A 25,625-nucleotide genomic window follows, 5' to 3' on the forward strand; every position below is an offset into this window, starting at 1 on the left:
CGATAAGCTTTTAAATTTTAGTTAATGGGCCACGGCGATACGTTTATTTACCTAAGTATCCTTTGATTATACGAGGAGTGATTAAAATGACGATTCCCATTATTCGAAAGATGGATGTCATCCCCGTTGCGGGTTATGACAGTATGTTGTTGAACTTAAGCGGTGCTCACGGCCCGTTTTTTACTCGTAACTTGGTCGTTTTGACAACTGATCGAGAAACGGTTGGCGTCGGTGAAGTTCCCGGTGGCGAAAAAATCACCCAAGTGCTTATGGCGTCAAAATATTTAGTCATCGGCAAGCCTCTAGGAGACTATAAACAAGTTCTCCAAGCAATCAAGCGTCAATTTGGTAATTTAGACGTGGCTGGCAGGGGGAACCAAACATTTGATCAGCGGGTAACCATCCACGCGATCACTGCGGTTGAAACGGCATTTTTGGATCTTTTGGGGCAATTCTTGCACGTTCCGGTTGCGGCGTTGTTGGGCGATGGTCAGGTGAGAGAAAAGGTGCCGGTTTTGGGTTACTTGTTTTATATCGGTGATCGAACCAAAACAGATTTACCGTACATTTTCGATGATGATCAAAGCGATGATTGGGGCAAAGTTCGGCGACAAGCAGCCCTCACGCCCCATGCGATTGTTAGGCAAGCCAAGGCAGCTTTTCAGCGTTATGGTTTTACGACTTTTAAGTTAAAGGGCGGCGTCTTTGACGGCCAAAAAGAGGTGGCCGCCATCAAAGCCCTCCACAAAGCCTTTCCGACAGCCAAATTGGACCTGGATCCAAACGGTAGCTGGTCACTAAAACAAGCAATAACTTACGCTAAAGCCCTGAAAGGAATCTTGACTTATATTGAAGATCCCTGTGGCGCTGAAGATGGGTTCTCCGGCAGAGAAATTCTAGCTGAATTTCAAAAAGCGACATTTATGCCAACGGCTACAAATATGGTTGATACTGACTGGCGGCAAATGCGCCATGCCATTAGCTTGAATAGTATTTCGATCCCATTAGCCGATCCTCACTTTTGGACAATGGCCGGCTCGGTCCGTGTGGCTCAGCTATGTCATGAATTTGGCCTTCACTGGGGAATTCACTCCAATAATCACTTCGATATATCACTGGCAATGGCGGCAAATGCTGCGGCAGCGGCGCCTGGAGATATTGACGCGATCGATACTCACTGGATTTGGCAAGATGGTCAGGCACTAACCAAGCATCCGTATCAAATAAAAAACGGCACGTTAACGGTTTCAAAAACGAATGAAGGCTTAGGGGTTGAAATTGATTGGGATGCGATTAATAAAGCCCATCAACTTTACGTTACTCACCAGTTGGGAGCCAGAGATGATGCCAAAGCAATGCAGTATTTAATTCCCAATTGGCAATATGATCCCCATCGGCCGGCCCTGGTTCGCTAATCAACGTCGTTAGGATTGTCTTTTAAGCTGACTGGATAAGTCATTACATCAGCGTCCAAAATATCATATTGGGTCATTAACGCGTGCTCAACTTTTTCGCCAATTGCGTAAGCGGTGGCTAAATCAGTATCGTCTGCTAAGTAAATGCCAATTTTCATGACCACTTGATCACCTAACCAGCGGGGTTCAATTCCTTGAATTCCTAGAACGCCGGGAATCGCACTAATGGTTTGACTGTAGTGGTCGATTGAGGTGGGGTTGAAGCCTTCAGTCAGCCGCATAATGGTTGTTCTAAAAATTAAGACCGAAGCGTGAAGAATCAAGCAACCAACAGCAATCGTCGCCACGCCATCCAGCCAAGGGGCACCTAGATAGGCGCCACCAATCGACAGAAAGGTGCCAAAACTAGTCCAGGCATCACTTTTTAAGTCTTGACCGGAAGCTGTTAATGCTTGATTGTTTAACTGGGCACCTTTCAGTGCGTTAAATTTTGCTAGGATTGAGATAACTAAAGCAGACAAGAGGCTAATGCCCAGTGACCACATATTGGGATGGACGAAATGGCCAGCAAAAAAGTTATGAATTGCAAAGCCGCCATCCACTAAAATTTGAATACTGACTGCAAACATAATCGTTGCCGATAAAAGGGCCGCAATATTTTCGTATTGCCAGTGGCCAAGTACATGGTTTGAGTCTGGTGGCCGGCGAGAGACCCTGAGGCCAATGATTAAAATGGCGGCACCACAAACGCCGGTTAAATTATTAAGCCCGTCGGCAATGAGAACTGTAATGTGGTTCCAATAACCGATAATTAGTTCAGCGGCCATAATAAACGTATAGGCGGTTAAGTTTGCATAGGTTATCTTCTGGGCTTCTTGAAGTTTACTTAAGCGGTGTTGCCGATCCAGTTGAATGTTTCGCCCAGCATCATATTGATTTATATTTGCCAAAATTGACACTCCTCAAAACGAAAACTAGTCGATTGAACGCCATTTTTTGATGACTAAGTAGTACAGGGTTATTACCGTCCATTATACCGTCCTCATGAAAGATTGGTTAAATGGTGATTGTAAAAAAGTTATTTAATTTAAAGTTTCCGATTAGTTTGCGTTTTTTATCGGAAACCATTTATAAGTGGGCGGTTTTATGCTATCATAACCTAGTTAAATCCATTCAAATAAAGGGAGTTTATGATGACAATTTACTCTGGAAAAACTATCCAAGATGCCGTAAAACAAGGGCTAGCCGCCTTATCAATGACTCAGGACCAAGCTGAAGTAACCATTATTCAACAACCCAAAAAAGGGTTTTTAGGCTTTGGTCGCAAACCAGCTCAAGTTGAAATCAAGCAAAAAAGCAGTCTTAAACCAAGCCCAGCAAGCCCTCAACTTAATTCAGAAACCAAGCAGCCGACTACTCAACCGAGTAGTAACGAGAAGGCTGTTGATTTAGAAATGGTTTCACAACAATTAGCCAATTATTTAAGTGATGTACTCAAAGCAATGGGGTTTGCATTCAAATTAAAGTTAGACATTCAAACCAAGCATGCCATTTATATTGACATTGATACGGACCAGGAAAGCCGGTTAATTGGCAGACATGGCCGCACGATTAACGCGCTTCAAAACTTGTCGCAGATTTTTATTAACCGACTGGGGGCCAATAACGTTGACGTGGAGCTTGATACTGCGAACTATCGCTCGAGGAGAAGTGACGCTTTAAAGCAATTGGCAGAAAAAACGGCTCGAAACGCGATTGCGAATGGCAAGCCGGTATATTTGAACCCAATGCCTTCTTTTGAGCGCAAACAGATTCATAATGCGCTTTCTGATAATAAGTATGTTGTCACGTATTCAACTGGTAAGGAACCTCACCGGGTGATTGTGGTTGCGCCTAAGTAATGATAGGTAACAAGTCCAAATTTCGATTGACAAATCGCGTACTTTAAAATATTATGAAGGTAATCATTCTTATCTTAACTAGGTAAAGTAGTCAAAGTGCTTTATCCATGCTAGTTCTTTTTAGTGTGGAGTGGCGCTTTTTTTGTGCGTTAAAGCCGGTTTTGTGGTTTAATAGCCACACAATTGGTTTGTTTAATATTCGGAGGGAAGCTTAATCATGGTTTTAACAACAACAGAATTTGATACGATTGCAGCTATTTCGACGCCGCCTGGTGAAGGTGGCATTTCGATCGTTCGGATTAGTGGCGAAGACGCCTTGGCCGTTGCTAAAAAGATCTATCGAGGTAAAAACCTTGATAAAGTTGCCAGCAACACGATTAATTACGGCCACATTGTCGATCCAACGACTCATGAAGAAGTTGACGAGGTAATGCTCTCAGTAATGCGGGCCCCGCACACTTATACCGAAGAAGATATTGTCGAAATTAACTGTCACGGCGGCTTAGTTGCTACGAATCGAATTTTACAATTAGTTCTAAGCAACGGTGCTCGGATGGCTGAACCTGGGGAGTTTACAAAACGGGCTTTTTTAAACGGTCGAATTGACCTGTCCCAATCAGAAGCCGTTATGGATTTGATTGAGGCTAAAACGGATCGGTCCATGAAGGCGGCTATTAGCCAGTTAGATGGTAATTTGTCTCACCTAATTAAGCACCTGCGAAAGGATATTTTGGATGTACTGGCTCAAGTGGAAGTTAACATTGATTATCCAGAATACGATGATGTGGAGACGATGACCAGTAAACTTTTGCGGCAAAAAGCAACTGATGTCCACGAACGAATTGTGCAACTCTTAAAAACCGCTAAACAAGGTAAAATCTTACGAGAAGGCTTGGCAACGTCAATTATTGGCCGACCCAATGTTGGTAAATCAAGTTTATTGAATCACTTGCTGCATGAGGATAAAGCGATTGTAACCGACGTTCCGGGAACGACACGGGATGTTTTGGAAGAATATGTTAACGTTCGTGGCGTCCCCTTGAAATTAGTGGATACGGCCGGTATTCGGGATACGCAAGATAAGGTTGAAAAGATTGGCGTGGACCGATCGAGAAAAGCAATTGACAGTGCGGATTTAGTTTTACTAGTTCTAAATGCCAGTGAAGCTTTAACCAACGAAGATCAAGAGTTATTAAAAGCAACTGAAGACAAACAACGAATTATTGTTTTAAACAAAACGGATTTACCAACCAAAATCAATTTACAGCAAATTAAGGCTTTAACAAAGGGCCAAAAGATCATTTCGACTTCGGCGATTAAAGCAAATGGAGTTACCCAGCTGGAAGAGTTGATCGCTAAGATGTTCTTCGATGAAGGAATTACCAGCAGCCAAAACGACGTGATGGTAACCAATGCCCGCCACATTGGCTTGTTAAACCAAGCCAAGTCAGCTTTGGAAGATGTGATTAAAGGATTAAATGACGGCATGCCGGTTGATTTAGTTCAAATTGATATGACCCGTTGTTGGGATTATCTCGGTGAAATTACCGGTGATAGTTACCAAGATGAGTTGATTGATCAATTATTTAGTCAATTTTGTTTAGGGAAATAAGTTTGGAGGACAGCTGCGCCAGGCAGAAACTTCCACATAAGCACCTCAGCCAAAAATTCCAAACCCGGGAATTTCTGTCTGAGGAGACTTATGTTCCAGTTTCTAACCGCCTGGCTTCGCTCACTGATTTTAGGACAGCTGCGCAAAGCAGAAGCTTGCACCTAAGGCTACTCGACCAAAAATCCAGGCCCGGGATTTCCGGCCGAGTAACCTTAGGCTCCAGCTTCTAAGCGCTTTGCTTCGCTCACTTTATATTTTGGAGGAATTTTGTTGAAAAGTTTACGTGTAAGCGATGTGAAACAGAAATATCGCGGAAAAGATTATGACGTTATCGTCGTTGGTGCCGGTCACGCTGGTTGTGAGGCCGCTTTGGCTGCAGCTCGGATGGGCAATCAAACATTGCTTTTAACCATCAATTTAGACATGGTCGCCTTTATGCCATGCAACCCATCTGTTGGTGGCCCGGCAAAAGGCACCGTGGTTAGAGAAGTCGATGCCCTTGGTGGTGAAATGGGCAGAAATATCGATAAAACATACATTCAAATGCGGATGTTAAATACCGGTAAAGGCCCGGCGGTTCAAGCATTACGAGCTCAGGCTGACAAGCATGCTTATCACGCAGAAATGAAGCACACGATTGAAAAAGAACCCAACTTGACGCTTCGTCAGGGAATTGTCGACTCGTTGATCGTTGAAGACGGGACCTGCAAGGGCGTTGTTACCAACACCGGCGCAAGATATGCTGCTAAAGCGGTTGTCGTTGCTGCTGGGACGGCTGCCCGTGGAAAAATTATTATTGGCGAGTTGATGTATGCATCCGGGCCAAATAATTCGCAGCCAGCTGAAAAGCTATCGGAGAATCTTGAATCACTTGGATTTGACCTCGAAAGATTTAAGACTGGAACGCCACCGCGAGTTGACGGAACAACGATTGATTACAGTAAAACTGCTGAACAGCCTGGTGATAAACAACCACATCATTTTAGCTTTGAATCGGCTGATAAAGACTATTTGGCCGTTAAAGACCAGCTATCTTGCTGGCTGACCTATACGAACGAAACGACTCACCAAATTATTCGTGATAACCTCGATCGCGCCCCAATGTTTACTGGTGTGATTGAAGGCGTTGGACCGCGTTACTGTCCATCGATTGAAGATAAGATTGTTCGGTTTGCGGACAAAAGCCGCCACCAGTTATTCTTAGAACCGGAAGGCCGCAAAACCGAAGAGTGGTACGTTGATGGCTTATCAACGTCAATGCCCGAAGAGGTTCAACAAAAGATGCTTCATACCATTGCCGGATTAGAAAATGCTCAAATGATGCGGCCAGGGTATGCCATTGAATATGATGTTGTAGCGCCTTATCAACTGAAACCAACGTTAGAGACCAAAGTGGTTAAGAATCTCTTTACTGCTGGTCAAACCAACGGGACGTCAGGTTACGAAGAAGCTGCTGGCCAAGGGATCATTGCTGGCATTAACGCTGGCCGGCGGGCACTTGGAAAAGGACCGTTTGTGTTAAAGCGCAACGAAGCTTATATTGGCGTGATGATCGATGATTTAGTGACGAAGGGGACCAAAGAACCTTATCGATTATTGACTAGTCGCGCAGAATATCGTTTGTTGTTGCGAACTGACAATGCGGATATGCGATTAACCGAAAAAGGCCATGAAATTGGCTTGATTTCTGATGATCGTTACCAAAAGTTCTTAGCTAAAAAACAAGCGATTGAGGCTGAATTAGACCGACTGAACCAAATTCGAATCAAACCGTCTGATGACGTTAATGCGTTTATAACGGCTCACGGTGACAAGCCATTGCAAGATGGCGTGATTGCCGCAATCTTTTTACGACGGCCATACGTTGACTATCAAACTTTGATGCGCTTTATTGATGCTCCGGCCGAGCCATTAGACCGACATGTGATTGAGCAAGTTGAAATTCGGACTAAATATGCTGGCTATATCAAAAAGGCTGAGCAAAGTGTTGCTAAAATGAAGAAAATGGAAGCCAAGAAGATTCCAGATCGAATTGATTACGAAGCCATTGATGGCATTGCGACCGAAGCTAGGCAGAAACTGCAGAAAATTCATCCCCAGACAATTGCCCAAGCATCACGGATTAGTGGTGTTAACCCTGCAGACATTGCAATTTTAAGCGTTTATATCCAACAGGGAAAAATTACAAAATTGGCACAATAGGTATTTGCTAGTGGCAGGTTAACTAATCTCAAATGACGGGTCGACTAGAAACTGATACGGTTTCTGGTCGGCCCGTTATTTAGCAAGTCAAAATTTCCCTCTCTAAATTACTATGGGGTTATGATACAAGTGGATAGGTAGTTATGTGATTAAGGCAATATTAAGCGGAGCCACCCCTTTTGCATTAGTATCACCGGCAAGCTTCTAATTTTAAGGATGGCTGTTCGTGAAGCTCGATACGCTAACGACCCTGAAACGTCTAGTTTATCTGGGGGATGTGAACGGTTTTGCTCTGCTCACTTTTAAGGGGAAGGTATGATGACTCAAAAAGTTGCGGTTGTGACCAATGCGACTAGCGAAATTGGATTGGCAATTGCGAAACAGTTAATGATGAAAGGCGTTAGAATTATTGCTACAGGAACTGATCGGGAAAGGCTAAAGCAGATTGAAGATACCTATGAATTATTCGAGGGGAGATATGTCCAGTCAAATAGCTGTTCGGCTGTTAAGCACTTTGTTAGCGACGTGGTTCGGCAATACGGACAGATTCATTATTCATTTCCCGTTGCGGAGTCTTCTGAAGCGGGCTTGATGCTTCATCAGCCGCTTGCGGACTGGAATTTTGTGGTTAATTTAGTCCTGAACGGCGTGTTTTGGTTCGTTAAGTATATTGGCCGGCAAATGAAGCAGCAAAATAGTGGCCAAATCGTCATGGTTTCTTCCTTAGCAGCTCATGTGCAAACGTTTGGAGAAGCAGATTATGCTAAGATCAAGTCAGCAATCAGCTTGTTTACAAAGAGCGCGGCTTTGGAGCTTCAAGATAGTAACGTTCAAGTAAATGCAATCATTCCAGGCGTTGTGGCCAAGATGCCAGCTGCTAACACTAAACGAGTGGTTGGCCAAGCCAATCAATCGATACCTGTTTCGGCTAAGCGGCCAGCTAAACCGTCGGAAATTGCTGAGCCGGCGATCTTTTTAGCAAGTGAAGCGGCGAGTTATATCAACGGCGTGACGCTAGTTGTAGATGGCGGCTGGGAAGTTACCGGATTACCGGACGTTCGAAGCTAGTTTGCTATTAGTAGGATTTAAAGGCAAAATAAAGCGGATCGGCCAATCACTTTAAAGGAGTTAAAAGTGACTGGCCGATCCGCTTAATCTTAAAAGTTAGGCGACGAAGCATGATGGTTTTCCGATTACGTAGCGTGGCAATCGGGTTAAATTATGGTTGCCTGCGAATTGACGTAAATAGCCCTAGGCTGGCTGCCAAGCAACCCGTAATTGATAGCGCCATTGGCAGATAAGTTGCGCTGCCCATTATGCCAACAATGTGTGACATCATGCTGCCAATGGCATTTTGTGATAGCCCCAGTAAGGCTGAAATACCCCCGTTATTTTGCAATGATAGGTTCATGATAATTGAAGTGGTTAACGTAAACAGCATGCCAAATTGGGTGACAATCAGAAAGACTAAGATAATGACTAATGGCAAATTATTGAAGAATAACGCGCTTAAGGTCAGTAAAGTCGCCGTTAAAACGGTTGTGGTCAGGACTAACTTGGTTTGCTTGGTTTCAGAAAAGCGAGCGGCTAGTCCACCAGGGATGATTGAACCAATGGCGATACCAATACCGTTTAAAGCATACAGTAAGCTGAAATTTTGAACCGATAGTTGAAAGAAGTTTTGAAAAACAAAAGCAGAAGCTGAAATATAGCTGAAAAGACCGCCAGAAACTAGGCCGGTTGCTAAAATTAACTTAACGAACCGGACATTTTTGAGGAAACCAAACATCTCAATAATCGACTCCACTGGATGGCCACCAAGCCGCTTTTCAGGAGGAAGGGTTTCTTTAACCCCTAACCAAAGGGCAAGCACCAAGGCGAAGCCAATCACGGCTAGGAGGACAAAAATGCCTTGCCAGCTAACGTAGCGAATCATAAAACCGCCAATAACTGGGGAGATGACCGGAAAGATGCCGTTAACGGCCGAAAGCATCGCGTAAAACTTTGTGAGGAGCGTGCCGGAAAATAGGTCGGACGCCACTGCTCGGGATAAAACTTGACCGGAAGCCCCGGCGAGGCCTTGAAAGAATCTAAGGCCGATTAGTAAGAAAACTGAGTGGGTAGCCGCGATGAGCAGCGAAACTACGGCAAATACAGAAAAGCCAATGATCAAAGGCTTTTTGCGACCATACTTGTCACTGAGCGGCCCGGCAATTAATTGGCCTAATGCTAATCCCAGTAGACAAGCACTAAGACTTAATTGGACGAGGGATGCAGAAGTCGACAAATCTTGCGTCATTTCTGGTAGGGCCGGCAAGTATAGGTCAATAGACAATGGCCCAGTTGCGCTAATGGTGCCTAAAATTAAAATTAACCAAATTCTGGTTGCTAAAGTAGTTTTCGTTTTCATGGGGGACCTTCTTAAATAGTGAGCGAAGCAAAGCGGTTAGAAAGCGGAGTGTAAGGCTCCTTGGCGGGAAATTCCCGGGCTTGGAATTTTTCGCCAAGGTGCTTACACGGAGCTTTCTGCTTTGCGGAGCTGTCCTACATCAGTGAGCGGAGCAAAGCGGTTAGAAGTCGGAGCCTAAGGCCACTTGGCCGGAAATCCCGGGCCTGGATTTTTGGGCAAGTGGCCTTAGGTGCAGACTTCTGCTTTGCGCAGCTGTCCTAATAACAGTGAGCGGAGCCGGGCGCTTAGAAATCGCCAAATAGGCTAGGCGTTTCACGGCCGTCGGATCCTAAGACGATTCGGCCGGAAATCCCGGGCTTGGATTTTTTAGTTGAGATGCTTATACGAAGCTTTCTGCCGAACACAACTGTCCTATCATACAAGGTTAATAAGCCTTCTTAAAGTTACTATTAGGTTAATTAACCCGTAATTTGTTGTCATGATGGGAATTTATGCTAAAATTAATGACGGCTGCATTCTAGTAAAAATTTTGAATTATTGTAGCCCCCAAAGGAGCTTTGTCATGAAAGTAATCAAAGAAATCGCAAGTTGGGTAATTCCCATCCTCGTTGGATTGGCTATTGCCTTTTTAGTAAAAACCTACGTCTTCACAATGGCTCGGGTGGATGGCCCATCAATGGAACCCAACCTTATTAATAATGAACGATTAGTGGTTTGGAAGCAAGCAAAAATTAAGCACCTGAGTGTCATTGTGTTCGATGCCTATGGCGAGGACCCAACGGCGACAAAGCCAAAAACGGACTACGTCAAACGGGTAATCGGATTACCGGGTGATACCGTTTCCAGTAAAAATGGCAATATTTATGTTAATGGTAAGGTGGTCCCCCAAAAGTTTATCAGCATGCAAGAGCGAACCTCTGGCACTGGTAATTGGGACTTACAGACACTGTCAAGAAGCTGGAATAAGAATGTTAACGTGACAAAAGTGCCGAAGGGCGAGTACTTTGTTCTGGGTGATCACCGGAGCGTTTCTAACGATGGTCGTTACTGGGGGTTTGTCCCTAAAAAGAAGATTGTCGGCGTTGCAAAAACCTTCTTCTGGGAGACTAACAAAACCAAGCGGCACAATGTTAATGATTTAGGCTATTAAAGCAGCAAGTTTTATAAGAATCATCGTTAAAAGATATGAGGATAAATAGGTGATGAATCAGTGAATGGCTGGTTGATCACCTATTTTTTATTTATTCAACGCTTAAAAAGTGTGATTAATTATAAATTAATTATTTGATTTTTGAAATTGGTAGGTCAACTGACCTCAACGCTAAATCGCCATAGATCCAAAAAAGAAGGGAATAAGTATACTAAGTTGTCAATTATTGAAGTTAACAATTATAAATTGCAAATTAAAAAGTGTAAATGAACTTACTTAAATTATATAAAAGAATGCATTGATCTGTCATTTAAACTAATTGGGCGCCAAGGTATCCTTAAATGGTAAGCGGTTGCATATAATTCGATCCCGTTTGAAAAAGGAGGTTTTCTAAATGAAGTCAGACTTTCTGACAATTTCGCAAAATAAACGCGGTGCTATCACCAAGTTTCAAATAAACGACGACCCAACCAATATGAATTGGGTAATCGATCCTGATTATTTAGCATCATTGAACTATCACGACCTAGATAAGTTGTTTGGCGAATTCAATGTCACGATTGATGGGAAAAAGTACCGAAGCATTGACTTTAACCCTCAAGTTACGACGAGTGATTTAACGAGTCAAGTAAGTTATCACATTGATTCACTTGACTTGGTTCAGCACTTTAAGCTAACTGGCAAGGCGTTAACCTGGCAGTTTACGGTTACAAATCAAGCCGATCGGGAGGTAACGATTCATAACCTTGGTCTGTGGGTAAGTCTTGCATACGTGATGTTTCGAGATAAAAATGTCCAGCGAAATGCTAATCAATCCGCGGCCATATTTCCTTCGATTTCTCAAAATTATACCAAGCTGGCAGCGATTAGACGAGATAATACTCAGCCGAACTTGGGACTTTACCAAACCAAAGGAAATGTGTTATCGGTTGGGACGTTTAATGAATACACGAACCGCTTTTTTGAAAACGTTTCACCGTCACTGGATGGCATGCTGTTTCATGAAATCATTCTAGCTGGTGGCTATGACGATGACAAACGCCCTCATCATGATTGGATTTATCCGCAAACCGAACTTCACGTAAAGCCAGGTCAAACAATTACGTGGGCGTTTGCACTACAGCCCTTTGGTAGTCGTCAAGATTTCTATCAAGTTGCTAAGTCTTATGGCCATCCACGGATCAGTTTTGAGCCACTGGTTCAATCCGGGCAACGCCAGCGATTTACGATTGAACTAGCCAAAGATCAAGTTATTAAAAGAGTGGTTGTTAAGCATCACGCCGACGGTCGCTTAATTGAAGACGACATATCCGACGAATTAGACGGTACACGCCTCATCTATCAGCCAAAGGGAGTTGGTGAACACGAAATTTGGCTGACCTTTGCGGACGGCACTAGCGATATGGGTGTCTTTAACGTGATGAGTTCAGTTAGTCAATTGCTCAGGAATCGTGCGAATTACGTATCAACGCATTCTTATTCGGGAGCAAGTGGAAAAGTACCTTATAGTTTCTCACCGGTTTCTAATCAAGGTGAGTCACTGGGAAAGCTCACCTTTATCGTTCAGGAATGCTTGTTGGATCCAAAAGTTGATGATATTGCCAAGCAAATTGCTCAGGTGGAAGAAAGTGCTGTTAAATATGTCCGACCCAAGTGGTTCATAAATGGCGATTTTAAACATCCGCGAAAATTATACGGTGATTTTTACCGCGTGATGGATTTCGAATATATTGCCCATCTTTTTTACCTGCTATCAAAGGTTCCGACCAAATACCTTCACTTAAATTCGCCAAAAGATTACCTCGCTTGGGCGGCTCAGGTGTTTGATGTCCGGGTTAACCCTGATTTACACGACAACCAGCGAGGCAAAGAGGAAGCTCAGATGTTGGGTCTTTATTTCACCTACATTGAGGACTTGCTAAAAGATGTTAAAGCTGCCGGCTTGGATCAAGAATATGCAGAAATTTCCAAGTCTTGGGCGATAACGACTGACCGGGTTGCGCAAGGCGCTAAGACGCTTTCGGCTGCCATGACTGAGCATTTCTTTGATAATGCTGGCTTTGGACCAGCAACCGGCGCATTAGCGTTAACTGGCAATCTAGCTGCTGCTAAGGTATACGGTGAACTACTAAAAGCCAACATTGGTTTTAGCAATGACTTTCGTTCCCAAAGCCCAGATCGATGGTGGGAAGCACTTTCTTACATGGTGCACTCTTTGTGGGGTGGGATTACGGCAGCCGCTGCCCAAGTGAGTGGTGAAAACCTCCAAGACGTCGAACTGGTTCAAGCGGGTTATCGGGCCACCAATGCAATTCTTTATATGTATGATTCAAACGCATCAACTACCGATCGTTTCTTAAAACCAGGCGAGGCTGCTTCGACTTATAGTATCGCCGGCCCCAACGTTAATCGCCCGGATTTATCCAGAAATCGATTTGGCCAGTCAATTTTCGCTGAAGACGGTGGTATCTTTAGTCGGCTTTTCCCAGATGGGTATACCGGTGAAGATGATTGGGATATGGGCGAAGAACTCGTTGCTTATCTAAATGGCTTTGGGCAAACAACTTACCTTTATTCTGATGACCAAGGCCAGCTACACGCGATTAATGGTGCCATCAGCCAGCTAAATTCAACTGATTATCAAATTCAAAGTTTCGCACCATATTGTCGTCGATATGTGAATCTTGATGACGGCAATCAATTTGTTATGACTGCCAAAAAAGTCATTTTTGACGTGCAGTCGAATGTATTTCATCCAGTAAGGGAGGATTAATTATTATGAAAAGTTCGCTAGGAGACGCGATTAATAGTAACGTTAAGATCCCATTTCATCGAATGTTAGCTTATGCCAGTACAGATGCTGCTGGTAACCTATTGTACACTACCGTCACCACGTTTATTTTGTACTATTACACCGACGTATTCGGTTTATCGGTCGCCGCTGCCGGGACCATTTTGCTGGCAGCTCGAATCTTAGATGCCTTTGACGCCCCAATTTGGGGATTCATTATTGACCATACGCATACTAAATGGGGTCAAAGTCGGCCATATTGGCTGTGGATGGCCTTTCCGTTTGCAATATTCTTTATCCTGATGTTTTGGTCACCAGATCTCAGTGCAACTGGTAAGTTTTGGTGGGGATTAATTACCTACCTGCTCTTCGGGATTTGTTACACTGGCGTGGGTACCCCAATCACGTCAATCTTACCAAACTTAAGTAATAATTCTGATGAACGGATTCGTTTAAACAGTACTCGAAGCATCGGTGGAATGATCGGCTACTTCATTACTGCAACGTTTACGTTAAGCTTTGTCGCCTTCTTTGGCAACAATCCCCAATCCGGTTGGCGAAATACGGCACTAATTTTAGCAGTTATTGGTTTTTCGCTTCTCATGTTTGCCTTTTTTGATACACGCGAGATTAACAAGCCGAAAAAAGGGATTTCGATTATCAAATCCATCAAGGCTGCTAAAGCCAACTGGCCATGGTTCATTCTAGTTATGGTCTTTATCTTCTATTGGCTAGGGAATGCATCTCGGACTTCCGTGGTTGTTTATTATACGCAATATAACTTGGGTCACAAAGACTTTGCGTCGATCCTAAACGCGCTTGTGATGTTCCAGATCATTGGGATGGTAGCAATTCCATTCCTAGTTAAAAAATTCCGAAAGTCATACGTCTTAATGGCAGGGATGTTCTTAGCAGCTTTCGGGCAGATCTTAATCTCATTAACCGGCCACTCATTGATTGGTTTATCATTCGCTTGGGCACTGGCCTCAATCGGAACAGGAATTTCTGTTACCTTACCATTTGCGATGTTGGCCGACACGGTTGATTATGGTGAATGGCGAAATGGTATTCGGGCCAGTGGGTTCTTAACCGCCATTGGAAGTTCATTTGCGATTAAAATGGGTTCAGGTCTTGGTGGCTGGGCACCTTCAGTGGTCCTTGCCCATGCCGGCTATAAAGCTGGGGTTGTTCAAAATGCTGGTACGCTGGCCGCAATTAAATTCAGCATTTCATGGCTGCCCGCAATCTTCTTTATTATCGGTGGGTTATTGATTCTGTTATACGTTAAGTTTGAACGAAATGAGAAAAATATTCGCACGACACTGATTAAGCGCCGTGGTGAATTGAGCGAAGACTAGGACAGCTGCGCAAAGCAGAAAGCTGCGTGTAAGCACCTTGGCGAAAAATTCCAAACCCGGGAATTTCCCGCCAAGGAGACTTACCCTCCGCTTTCTAAGCGCTTTGCTCCGCTCACTAATTTGAGGACAGCTGCGCAAAGCAACAATCTGCGCGTAAGCACCTCAGCCAAAAATTCCAAGCCCGGGAATTTCCGTCTGAGGAGCCTTACACTCCGATTGTTAACCGCTTTGCTTCGCTCACTATTTTAGGACAGCTGCGCCAGGCAGAAATCTCCGTATAAGCACCTCTAACAAAAATCCCAAGCCCGGGGGTTTCTGTTAGAGGAGCCTTATACTCCGATTTCTAACCGCCTGGCTCCGCTCACTAATTTTAAGGAGGAAATCATGAAAGGGAAATTAACAGTTGATCCAAGTAATCAGATTTCGACCATTGACGAACGGATTTACGGTTCATTTATTGAACAGCTTGGTCGAGCTGTATATGATGGTATTTATCAACCAGGCCAGGCCAGCGCTGATGAAAATGGTTTGCGCCAAGACGTGATTGACGCGATTAAACAATTAAACGTGCCAATTGTCCGCTATCCGGGCGGTAACTTTGTTTCCCAATATAAGTGGGAAGATGGGATTGGTCCTAAAGCTGATCGACCAACCCGGCTAGACTTAGCTTGGAAATCAATTGAAACCAACGAATTTGGCCTGCATGAGTTTATGAACTGGGCTAAAAAAGTGGGGACTAAAGCAGATATGGCCGTTAACTTGGGAACTCGCGGCATTATGGCGGCTGCTAATCTAGTTGAATATTGTAACTTTCCTAAGGGGTCTTATTGGAGTGATCTTAGAAGAAAGAACGGTCAAGAAGCACCTTACCGGATTAAAACCTGGTGTTTAGGTAATGAAATGGATGGCCCTTGGGAAATTGGGCAAAAGACGGCCTATGAATATGGTCATTTAGCTAACGAGGCGGCTAAAGCCATGCGAGCGGTTGATGATCACATTGAGTTGGTTGCCTGTGGCAGTTCATCGATGGATAACCCAACCTTTGGTGACTGGGAAGCCACCGTACTGGATCAATGCTACGACAATGTTGATTACCTGTCTTTGCACCGATACTATGGGTATTATAATGACGATGATCCAACTGAACTAGATAACTATCTGGGTAAAAATATTGATTTGGATCAATTCATTAAGGGCGTTGTGGCAATCTGTGACGCCGTTAAAGCCAAGAAGCGGACCAACAAAACCATTAACTTATCCCTTGATGAATGGAACGTCTGGTACCATTCAAATGATGCTGACACTAAGGTTAAACCATGGCAAAAGGCGCCGCACATGTTAGAAGATATTTATAACTTTGAAGACGCACTGCTAGTTGGTAGTCTATTGATCACCTTATTGAAGAATAGTGACCGGGTCAAGATTGCCTGCTTGGCGCAGTTAGTTAACGTGATTGCCCCGATTATGACTGACGATAATGGCGTCTGGTATCAATCCATCTTCTATCCATTTATGCAAGTTTCAAACCATGGTAAAGGCGTGGCGTTAGCACCAAAAGTTGACGTGGCAACGTATCAATCAAGAGAGTTTCCTGAAGTTCCTTATCTGGATAGTATTGCAACTTATGACCAAGCAAATGGGGAACTGACAATTTTTGCTGAAAATAAAAATCAACATGAGTCATTAGACTTTAAGACTCAGCTAAAGGATTTAACGATTGCCGAAGTGATTGAAGCCACGCAATTCTATGGTTATGGACCAAAAGAAGATAATCGAAATGGTCAAATGAAACTGCAGCCATTGAGTACTCAGGCGGCTGGTGATCAGATTACGGCTACTTTACAGCCATTATCTTGGAACATGATTCGAATCAGGGTTGCCAATTAGCTGGTTAGTTTAGCTAGATCGTTGTGATTGAGTTTTAAAAAAATAAGGACCTGGGAAGCGAGTGTAAGAAACACTCATTTCCCAGGTCCTTTATTAATGGGGGGCGGTATCATCATTGAGTTAAAGAAAAGCTACTAGCCAATTGGGCTACTGATTGGCATTGTTACCATATTTTTTGCGGTAGTCTGCCGGAGAAGTTCCATAGCTTTTCTTAAAGGCATTTGAAAAGTAGTAGACGTTGCTGTAACCGACTTCCAGCGCAATGGTACTGACTGGTTCGCGGGTTGTTAACAGCCGCTTAACAGCTTCTTCTAAGCGATAACGCTGCAAGAAATGGTTGGGCGTCATCCCAAAAGTTTTTTTCATGCTGGCTGTAATCGAGTTGGGGTGAACGTGAAACATTTTGCCTAAAGTTTCGTTCGTAATTTTTTCGTCAAAGTGATCTCGCAGATACCGCTGAATTTGATCAGCTAGGCGCGTGGTGGATGATTCCCCGAGATTGGGGCTTTGAATCATTTGTAATAGATCGATAAATAATTGTTGGGCTTGCCAAAAACCAACGTTGTTTTGTAGGGCACTATTTTTGAAAATTCGGTTAATTAATGAAAAGAGATCCTCTTGATTGGTGAAATGACGTTTTTTAGCCAAGTACATTGTCATGGTTGGCGTAAAGTAATGTAGCGTGGGGATGTCAATTTCGGAGCCAACCTGCACCGGCCTTTTTTCCTGAACCCACTTACCGGTAATGTAAAAGTGAATCCAGTAGTATTCAGTTTGTGATTCTGCGGGTTTCCAAGAATAGTGGTGATGGCGGGGAAGCAAGATAAACATATCATTGGCGGCTAGCGTATAATTTTCACCATCTTCAGCGATAAATAGCCGTCCTTTAACAATAAACATCAGCACAAAATACTGAAGGTCATTTCTATTAGGGTGAGTTTCTCCCGCTCCAAAAATGGCGTAACCGCCTTGGATAAATGTTGGCAGCGGTAAACATGAGATTGATATGTAACGATCTTCCAAGTTGGGCACCTCGTTTATAAAAGTGAGCGGAGCAAAGTGGTTAGAAACTGGAGCATAAGGCAGCTTGGCCGGAAATCCTGGGCTTGGATTTTTGGGCAAGTGGGCTTAGGTGCAGCTTTCTGCTTTGCGCAGCTGTCCTAAGTAAAAGTGAGCGGAGCAAAGCGTTAACAATCGGAGGGTAAGTCTCCTTCAAGAGAAATTCCCAGATTTGGAATTTTTCTTGGAGGTGCTTACACGCAGCTTTCTGCTTTGCGCAGCTGTCCTAAGTAAAAGTGAGTGAAATAAAATAGATTTAAAATCGCTAAAAGCGACGACACGATCCAGTAAAATAAACCAACTAAATCGGCCGCCATTATCGCAATTTAGTAATTTAGTAGTCAGAAATGGACTCACTGCTTAATGATATTAGTATAGTCCACCGTCCACGTAATTGGAAAGCGCTTTATAAGTCATTTGAAATGACCACGGGTTCACTGGTCACGTCAAGGACGATGACACTGCCATTTTGCGGCTGTTTAGCAATTTTGTCATCACCAGAATAGTTAGTAGCGAGGTTTCTTAAAAATGTTCCATGTGAAACAACCAGCGCATTTTCGCCGTTCGAAAGTTCATCTTGAATATGCGTAACTGCTGAGTTGATTCGAGCTTCAAGCTGTGCAGCCGTTTCGGCTTCATGAAAGGGATCAGCGTCGTGCATGAAATCGCGGACTTTCAGCAATCCGTAACGTTTAATGAGGTCTTCCTGGTTAAAAGTGCCAAGTGGGCCGCCAATTATATTCCAAGTTTGAACACTATCAACGGCTTCAAATGAACCGAAGTAAATTTCGCGAATATCTTGGTGAACTTCTCGTTTAACTGAATCGCTACGGTGATTTTGAGCAAGGATAATATCTAACGTGTGAATCGCTCGCAGCATGTCCGAACTGACGGCCAATTGAAAGTCAAGGTCAGCCAGTCGTTTGCCAGCAGCGACAGCCTGAGCCTCCCCTTTTTGGGTCAAAGGCGAATCCACCCAACCTTGCATTCGACGAAACCGGTTCAGTAGGGTTTGGCCGTGGCGAACAAAATAGATTTTTTTCATGATAAACCTCTTTCAAATTAGTTTAAGTCGATTTTATCATAAAAGTGAGCGGAGCAAAGCGGTTAGAAACTGGAACATAAGGCATCTTGGCCGGAAATCCCGGGCCTGGATTTTTGGGCAAGATGTTTTATGTGGAAGTTTCTGCTTTGCGCAGCTGTCCTAGTAAAGTGAGCGGAGCAAAGCGGTTAGAAGTCGGAGCCTAAGCCCACTTGGCCGGAAATCCCGGGTTTTGATTTTTGGCCAAGGAGACTTACACGCAGCTTTTTGTTTTGAGCAATGTCCTAGTAAAGTGGCCGAAGCGCTTAGCAAACGCCAAGTAGGTTTATACACAGGTTTTGAATTGGTGCAGCGATCCTAATTTCAAAAAACTTTTGAATTTTAAGTTCCATTTAAGGTAGTGACGGTATTCTATAGACAATCAAATATGACCCCTCATCATATTTGGTTGTTAAACGAAGCTGCACCCCCCTCATGCAGTGGATTTACCCTAAGTTTAACTTAAACCCCTCAACATAGAATAACCCCTCAATATATGTGATTATCCGGGCACATGGAAGCTGATTGCTTCTGTGTGCTTTTTTTGATTTAAAATGGGCGTTATTAATGACAATGGGTATAAAATGAACTTATGAATCATTTTAAAAAATGAGGAAGCGAGCTTATGGATCGTCAGTTAACCAGAATCAGCAAGCGCATCTCGTTTGTACTGCGCCACCATCCGGAGCGGATCGGGATTTCATTGGATCAATACGGTCGGGTTAACTTAGAATCGTTTATGAATCACTTTAATCGTCATTACGGCACGCCGATTAGTGAACCATTGATTCAAAAAATAATGGCGCAAAGTGATAAACAGCGTTATGCCATTGAAGGGGATACAATTAGAGCGTTGTACGGGCACAGTATTCCGGTTAAACCGTTAACACCGCCAACAATGCCCCCTGAATTCTTGTATCATGGGACCACTCATGCCGCAGCGAGATTGATTGTTGACGAGGGCCTCAAAAAAATGGACCGCGATTTTGTTCACTTGTCCGCTAATCAACAGATGGCAATTCAAGTGGGCAAGCGCCGGGACAATCACCCAGTTGTGTTTGAGGTTCAAGCCAAAGCAGCCGCGACAGCGGGGATATTATTTTATCCCACCAAGAGCGGTATTTGGTTGGTTGATGCAATGCCCGCGAAATATTTGCAAGTGATTCAAAGTTAATGACAGGGTTCTAGTTACTTGGATCCGCTCATTGGAGGAATGAACATCATGGCAGACAAATCAGATGCGCCGCAAAAATCGACAAAAATTCCTCGCTCGATGCAGGGAAACTGTCCAAGGTGCCACCGCCCCATGCAAATCAGCTACGGTCTAAATAGGTGCCCTTCTTGCGGATTTATTTTTAAGTCGAATTTTAAGGTACAGTAAGTCACTATCGTCAAAAACTAACCCCCTTAAAGTAGCGATCATCGCCATTTTAAGGGGGTTAGTTAGTTATAATGTCCGCGCCAATTTCTGTTGGTGGACAATTTCCAAAAAATTTAAAATTAACTGTCTGCCAACTTGCGGATCCGTCATGATTGATTCGGGGTGGAATTGGACACCATAAACGTGGTTAACGTCATCAGCCACGGCCATAATTTCATCAGTTTCAGTTTTGGCGGTTACCGATAAATTAGATGGGATCGTCGTCGGATCGATGACCAATGAATGGTAACGGGCCGCTTCAAACGTTTGGGGACAGTCTTTGAATAAGCCGGTCGGGGATGTGACTTTAATTGTCGAAGGCTTCCCGTGCATTAGATGGTCAGCATGAACAACCTTGGCACCGTAAGCTTGGCCAATGGCTTGATGCCCTAAGCAAACGCCCAAAATGGGCACCTTACCAATAAAATCGCGAACAATTGCCGGCATTTGACCCGCATCTTCCGGCCGACCGGGTCCCGGCGATAAAATTAAGCTCTCTGGGGAGCGGGCCGTTAACTCAGCGCTGGTAATGGCGTCGTTTTTGAGGACGGTAATGGGCTCATCAGTTAAACTGCCGATAAGCTGATACAAATTATAAGTAAAACTATCATAATTATCAATTAGATAATGCATCGACAATCCCTCCTTTGGCAGTTTCCTTTAGTGCGTTAACAACCGCGCTGGCTTTATTGTTAAATTCTTGATATTCGTATTTGGCAATACTATCGGCAACAATCCCAGCGCCTGAATGAACGACTAGCTGATCACCCTGGCGGTAAGCGAGCCGAATGCCGATGCAAAGGTCTAGGTCACCATCAAAGCCAAGGTAGCCGAGACAGCCGCCATAGACGCCGCGCTTGCGGTTTTCGAGTTGGCCAATCAGTTGCATGGCTGAAATTTTAGGTGCGCCAGACAAAGTGCCGGCCGGCAAAACGGCGTTGACGATGTCAATGGCCGAGACATGATCGCTTACGGTACTCTCGACGACCGAACCCATATGCATCACGTTAGCGAAGCGAAGCAATTTGCGATAAGCAGTCACTTGGACGCTGCCAAATTGGCTAACGGCTCCTAAGTCGTTTCGACCCAAGTCAATCAGCATGTTATGCTCTGACAACTCCTTTGGGCTGTGCTGCAATTCAGCAGCAAATTGATCATCTTCTGCCTGATCGTGGCCCCGTCTGCGCGTCCCGGCTAGCGGATAGGTAAAAAGGGTCTGGTCACGTTTGGTAATCAGTGTTTCTGGCGAGGCACCAATCGTTTCAAAATCGTTGTGACGAAAGTAAAACTGGTAGGGCGAAGGACTCTCATTGAAGAGCGTTGGTGCTGCGGCAAATAACGATCCGTGCATTTTGGCTTGCTGGGGATTTGATAAAATCAACTGAAAAATATCGCCATCGATGATGTGTTGTTTAGTCTGTTCAACCTTTTCATCAAATTCTTGTAGGGAGAATTGTAAGCGAAGCGGCGTCATTGAAAATGATGGTAATGGCTTTCTGGCAGATACTGCCAAAACAGCTTGTTTCAATTGGGTTAAATGAGTTAATACCGATTGATACAAGTTGGTTAATTGAGCTGATGGAACGATTTTGCTTAACGTGACCATTTGGGTGGCGTGGTTATAGGCGATCACTTCATCGACGAGTAATAGGTCCGCATCGTTGAGCGCCATGGGATCCGCTACGGCTGGTAAGTGAGCAGTTGTCGCGTATTTGGCGTAATCGTAGCTAAAGTAGCCGGCCAAGCCACCTAGAAAAGGCGGTAGGCTGGGGATACGGGGCGTCTTGTTTTCCGCTAGGATTTTTTCAAGCACGGGTTTGAGTGCAACTGCCTCCGTTGTTTTTTTGCCCATTTGGTCTGACATAGTGAGCTGCCCGTTTCGATAGGTTAATGATTTGAGCGGATTAACGCCGATAAAGCTGTAGCCATCCTCAGTTTTCTTGGGTTTGCCAGTTAGCAAAAAACACGGCTTGTCTGGTTGGTCAAAGGCTTGGGTAATCGCGATTGGATTAAAGCTGGGAAGTTGAAACTGTAAGGTAATTGGCACGGCTGGATAATTTTTTGCGTAAGTTTGTAATTGTGTGATTGTCATCTGATGGCCTCCAAATAAAGTGAGTGGCGCTGTTCTAATACTAGGTTAAAAGAGCGATTGGAACTGCCATCGTTTGACCGCGTTGAATTTCATCTTACTGCCTCCATTGGTTAAGGTGTCAAAACAAAATGATCGGCTGGAAGGTGCTATTCGAGTTAACGCCTTCAGCCAACAAAAAAATCCGTCCCACAACAAATCAGAAAGTAATTTGTTAAGGACGGATTAAATCCGCGGTGCCACCTTAATTTGAGATTAACAAAATTAATTTGACAATTGCTTTTTATATTCAAAAAGATTAATCATTTTGATAACCCCACCCTTAGCGAAGTGCTAACACACCTCCGACAACTGACGTATGCCTGAACGTTTCTCCATACTCGATTAACTTTCAGAAGAACCCTCTGTGGTCCATTTAATTGCGTGTCTCCGACCGCACTCTCAGCAACGGCGGCTCTCTTTGCGGGCATCACAATCTTGATCTCCACATCAATGGTTTATTGTAGGACGAATTATTAAATTGGTTTTAGGTTACGGCGATTGGGGAAAGATGTCAAGGGGAAAAGTGAGCAAAGTGGTTAGGTGCCAACTTCTACTTTACGAAACGGTCTCATTCTAAGAGCCTCAAGCAATGGCAGCTCCATCTTCATGGCAACTTGGCCCCAATACCCGATGAAAAGTCACTTTTTCAAACTCAAGGGTTGACACTCACTCTAATTCATAATATGATAACTGCAATTAAAATTTAACTTTTCTAAGGGGATTCTAATTATGCTGAAACTAAACCAAAAACCAAATCGATTTAGCTACTATTGGTCATTGTAGTGTTCACGCCGTGCAGGTTGTGGGCACATTCCTACAACTTGTGCGACCAATAGTTATTCAGCATGATTAGCCAACCGGTCACACAGTAAACTTCCAAAATACTGCGGGACCAATTTTTTTACCCTTAAACCAAACTCCCGTGGTGTTTTAGACACTGCGGGAGTTTTATTTTACAGTCAACCGTCAATTAGACAAAAGAAATGGAGATCATCATATGATTATTGTAATTAAAACGGGTCACGAAAATATTGTTAATGAAATTAGAAATCGCTTTGATGGCACCCACGACCTTTTTGTTCACCACAACCGAGTGGCGATTCAAGGGATTACTGAAAAGGACTTGAATGCAGAAGAAAGAAACGCGATCGATTTAATCATCGACCACGTTCCCGCTGCGGTCCAAGGCAGCCGGTTATTTCATCCAGAAGATACGGTTGTCACGACTGCTCATAGTCAAATCGGCGGTGACCATTTTACCATGATGGCGGGCCCCTGCTCGGTTGAGTCTGCCGAACACGTCATGAAGATGGCTAAAGTCGCCAAGAGCGGTGGCGCAACCATTTTGCGAGGCGGGGCTTTTAAACCCCGGACTTCGCCATACTCATTCCAAGGATTGGGCGAAGATGGGCTTAAATTCTTGCGGGCAGCCGCTGATGCTTACGACATGGATGTGTTGACTGAGGTGATGGACCAAGATCACGTTGAAATGGTGGGCCGATACACCGATATTTTCCAAATTGGCGCTCGAAATATGCAGAACTTCTCACTACTCAAAGCCGTTGGCAAGACGAATATTCCAGTGATGCTTAAGCGGGGGATGTCCGCGACCATCGATGATATTTTAAATGCCGCCGAATACATTGCGGCTGGCGGTAATCACCAAATTATTATCACGGAACGCGGCATCCGCACCTTTGACAATAAGTACACCCGAAACACCTTAGATGTTGGCGCCGTGCCGGTCTTGCAAAAACTGACCCATTACCCAGTGATCGTTGACCCAAGTCATGCGGCTGGTCATACAGAATTTGTAACGCCAGAAGCCTTGGCTGGGGTTGCAGTTGGCGCTAGCGGCTTAGTCGTTGAGATTCACGACGATCCTGCCCACGCCTTCTCTGATGGCGCGCAGGCATTAAAGCCAGATGAATACCGACAAATGGCTGTCAAAGCCTTTGCGATTCGTAAGTTGCTCGTAACTCCCGCCGAAGAAAAAAGTGAGGTAAAATTATGAAAATGATCAGAGTTGACCTACCCGACCATTCCTACAACGTTGAAATTGAAAACGGCATTTTAAGCTGTACCGGCCAACTAGTTTCAAGTGTTTGGTCCCAGCGAAAAATTGCCCTTGTGAGTGATAGTAACGTTGCCCCACTTTATCAGGATCAAGTGGCCGAAGCTTTAGAAGCAGTTGGCTTTAGCGTCCGTAACTACCAATTTCCAGCGGGTGAAGCGTCTAAGTCGCTGGCTGTTCTCGAGGACTTGACCCAGCAAATGGCTGCCGACGGTTTCAACCGAGATGATGGCGTGATTGCTTTGGGTGGTGGCGTAACTGGCGATTTGGCCGGCTTCTTAGCGGCTACTTACATGCGCGGGATTAGCCTGATTCAAATACCAACGTCATTGCTAGCACAAGTCGACAGTTCAGTTGGCGGCAAGACGGCCGTTGATTTGGATAATACTAAGAATATTATCGGTGCTTTCTACCAACCTGATTTGGTGATCATTGATCCAGATACCTTACAAACTTTGAAAACCCGTGACTTAGTGGAAGGCTATGGGGAAATTGTCAAAGTGGCCGCCTTATCAGATGGGGATCTTTGGCAATTAGTTGAATCAATTAATTCGCCAGCCGATATTTTAGCCAACGCCAAAGAATTGAGCATTCATTCTGTGCAGTATAAGGCCAACGTCGTAATGGGTGATGAAAAAGAAGGCGGCTTGCGGCAACTGTTGAACTTTGGTCATACAATTGGCCACGCGGTTGAAGCATTGGCTGATGGCGATCTTCGGCATGGCGAAGCGGTCAGCATTGGGATGGTAGCAATGACTCAGATTTTTGAAGAAAAGGGTCTCACCCGCCCCGGACTAACGCAAACGCTGGTTGAACGACTGGACGCAGTGGACTTGCCAACAACTTCGGTACTTTTAGAATCACCAAAAGTCTTCGATAAAATCAAAAACGATAAAAAGAACCGCGACGGCCACCTGAATTTAATCTATGTCCATCAGGTGGGGGCGCCAGCAATTAAGTCAATCCCAAGCGAGGATATTCGGGAATTTTTGGATATTAAGGCGATAAACGTGTCGTAGTTTCATGTGAAACATTTGGTAGAATTAAAGGGTAGTTAGGGTAGTAGAAGACCTTCAAAGCTAAATTTTGGTTTTAGAGGACTGTTTACCCAAGCTGCTCTTTTTGGCTGGTTGA

General features: G+C 44.3%; 18 protein-coding genes and 1 other annotated feature. Of the genes, 12 read left to right on the top strand and 6 right to left on the bottom strand.

The features are described 5' to 3' along the window. Positions 1–86: 86 nt before the first annotated feature. A complete protein-coding gene (locus YK48G_RS07095; protein ID WP_203630012.1) occupies positions 87–1,415 on the top strand; it encodes an enolase C-terminal domain-like protein in 1,329 nt (442 codons plus the stop codon). Here the strand turns inward: YK48G_RS07095 and YK48G_RS07100 are convergent. Next, positions 1,412–2,374 carry a cation diffusion facilitator family transporter gene (locus YK48G_RS07100; protein WP_203630013.1) on the bottom strand — a complete coding sequence of 321 codons (963 nt, stop codon included), beginning with the start codon at positions 2,372–2,374 and terminating at the stop codon, positions 1,412–1,414. The genes YK48G_RS07095 and YK48G_RS07100 overlap by 4 nt on opposite strands. Positions 2,375–2,608: 234 nt before the next feature. Here YK48G_RS07100 and jag point away from each other — a divergent pair, with 234 nt between their 5' ends. The 4 genes from jag to YK48G_RS07120 all read left to right on the top strand — a co-directional run bounded on the left by jag (position 2,609) and on the right by YK48G_RS07120 (position 8,198). Next, positions 2,609–3,316 carry an RNA-binding cell elongation regulator Jag/EloR gene (jag, locus tag YK48G_RS07105; protein WP_203630098.1) on the top strand — a complete coding sequence of 236 codons (708 nt, stop codon included), beginning with the start codon at positions 2,609–2,611 and terminating at the stop codon, positions 3,314–3,316. A gap of 217 nt (positions 3,317–3,533) precedes the next feature. Continuing rightward, entirely contained in the window at positions 3,534–4,928 is a 1,395-nt protein-coding gene (gene mnmE / locus YK48G_RS07110) for a tRNA uridine-5-carboxymethylaminomethyl(34) synthesis GTPase MnmE (RefSeq protein ID WP_203630014.1), read from the top strand. Between the two features lie 270 nt (positions 4,929–5,198). Further along, positions 5,199–7,130 (top strand): tRNA uridine-5-carboxymethylaminomethyl(34) synthesis enzyme MnmG, encoded by a 1,932-nt coding sequence (gene mnmG / locus YK48G_RS07115; RefSeq protein WP_203630015.1) that lies wholly within the window; start codon positions 5,199–5,201, stop codon positions 7,128–7,130. A 318-nt stretch (positions 7,131–7,448) separates the two neighbouring features. After that, a complete protein-coding gene (locus YK48G_RS07120; RefSeq protein WP_203630016.1) occupies positions 7,449–8,198 on the top strand; it encodes an SDR family NAD(P)-dependent oxidoreductase in 750 nt (249 codons plus the stop codon). 151 nt (positions 8,199–8,349) lie between these two features. Here YK48G_RS07120 and YK48G_RS07125 read toward each other — a convergent pair whose 3' ends face one another. Next, entirely contained in the window at positions 8,350–9,540 is a 1,191-nt protein-coding gene (locus tag YK48G_RS07125) for a multidrug effflux MFS transporter (protein ID WP_203630017.1), read from the bottom strand. Positions 9,541–10,102: 562 nt separating this feature from the next. On the opposite strand from YK48G_RS07125, the gene lepB reads away from it, so the two are divergent. The 4 genes from lepB (at position 10,103) to arfA (ending at position 16,726) form a co-directional block, all read left to right on the top strand. After that, on the top strand, positions 10,103–10,690 hold the full coding sequence (gene lepB, locus YK48G_RS07130) for a signal peptidase I (RefSeq protein WP_203630018.1): 588 nt from the start codon (positions 10,103–10,105) through the stop codon (positions 10,688–10,690). A gap of 394 nt (positions 10,691–11,084) precedes the next feature. Continuing rightward, complete coding sequence (locus tag YK48G_RS07135; protein WP_232365311.1) at positions 11,085–13,463, top strand: hypothetical protein; 2,379 nt, start codon at positions 11,085–11,087, stop codon at positions 13,461–13,463. A gap of 5 nt (positions 13,464–13,468) precedes the next feature. Next, entirely contained in the window at positions 13,469–14,839 is a 1,371-nt protein-coding gene (locus YK48G_RS07140; protein ID WP_203630019.1) for a glycoside-pentoside-hexuronide (GPH):cation symporter, read from the top strand. 384 nt (positions 14,840–15,223) lie between these two features. Continuing rightward, positions 15,224–16,726 carry an arabinosylfuranosidase ArfA gene (arfA, locus tag YK48G_RS07145; protein WP_284692023.1) on the top strand — a complete coding sequence of 501 codons (1,503 nt, stop codon included), beginning with the start codon at positions 15,224–15,226 and terminating at the stop codon, positions 16,724–16,726. A 147-nt stretch (positions 16,727–16,873) separates the two neighbouring features. Here the strand turns inward: arfA and YK48G_RS07150 are convergent, their stop codons facing one another. Both YK48G_RS07150 and YK48G_RS07155 read right to left on the bottom strand, forming a co-directional pair. Continuing rightward, complete coding sequence (locus YK48G_RS07150) at positions 16,874–17,749, bottom strand: helix-turn-helix domain-containing protein (RefSeq protein WP_203630020.1); 876 nt, start codon at positions 17,747–17,749, stop codon at positions 16,874–16,876. Between the two features lie 442 nt (positions 17,750–18,191). After that, positions 18,192–18,830, bottom strand: a complete 639-nt coding sequence (locus YK48G_RS07155; protein ID WP_203630021.1) for a histidine phosphatase family protein — start codon at positions 18,828–18,830, stop codon at positions 18,192–18,194. 661 nt (positions 18,831–19,491) lie between these two features. Between YK48G_RS07155 and YK48G_RS07160 the strand changes: the two genes are divergently transcribed. Continuing rightward, positions 19,492–20,040: an RNA 2'-phosphotransferase gene (locus YK48G_RS07160; RefSeq protein WP_203630022.1), complete on the top strand. Its 549-nt coding sequence runs from the start codon at positions 19,492–19,494 to the stop codon at positions 20,038–20,040. Positions 20,041–20,313: 273 nt separating this feature from the next. Here YK48G_RS07160 and YK48G_RS07165 read toward each other — a convergent pair whose 3' ends face one another. Then, positions 20,314–20,919, bottom strand: a complete 606-nt coding sequence (locus YK48G_RS07165) for an anthranilate synthase component II (RefSeq protein ID WP_203630023.1) — start codon at positions 20,917–20,919, stop codon at positions 20,314–20,316. Then, complete coding sequence (locus YK48G_RS07170) at positions 20,903–22,378, bottom strand: anthranilate synthase component I family protein (protein ID WP_203630024.1); 1,476 nt, start codon at positions 22,376–22,378, stop codon at positions 20,903–20,905. Before YK48G_RS07170 ends, YK48G_RS07165 begins: the two co-directional genes overlap by 17 nt. 210 nt (positions 22,379–22,588) lie before the next feature. Beyond that, positions 22,589–22,877 (bottom strand) — a binding site (T-box leader). Between the two features lie 537 nt (positions 22,878–23,414). Here YK48G_RS07170 and aroF point away from each other — a divergent pair. Then, a complete protein-coding gene (gene aroF, locus YK48G_RS07175) occupies positions 23,415–24,431 on the top strand; it encodes a 3-deoxy-7-phosphoheptulonate synthase (protein ID WP_203630025.1) in 1,017 nt (338 codons plus the stop codon). Next, complete coding sequence (aroB, locus tag YK48G_RS07180) at positions 24,428–25,510, top strand: 3-dehydroquinate synthase (RefSeq protein WP_203630026.1); 1,083 nt, start codon at positions 24,428–24,430, stop codon at positions 25,508–25,510. The genes aroF and aroB overlap by 4 nt, the downstream gene beginning before the upstream one ends. Positions 25,511–25,625: the final 115 nt, after the last annotated feature.

This window comes from Lentilactobacillus fungorum, from assembly GCF_016860605.1.
GTDB lineage: Bacteria > Bacillota > Bacilli > Lactobacillales > Lactobacillaceae > Lentilactobacillus > Lentilactobacillus fungorum.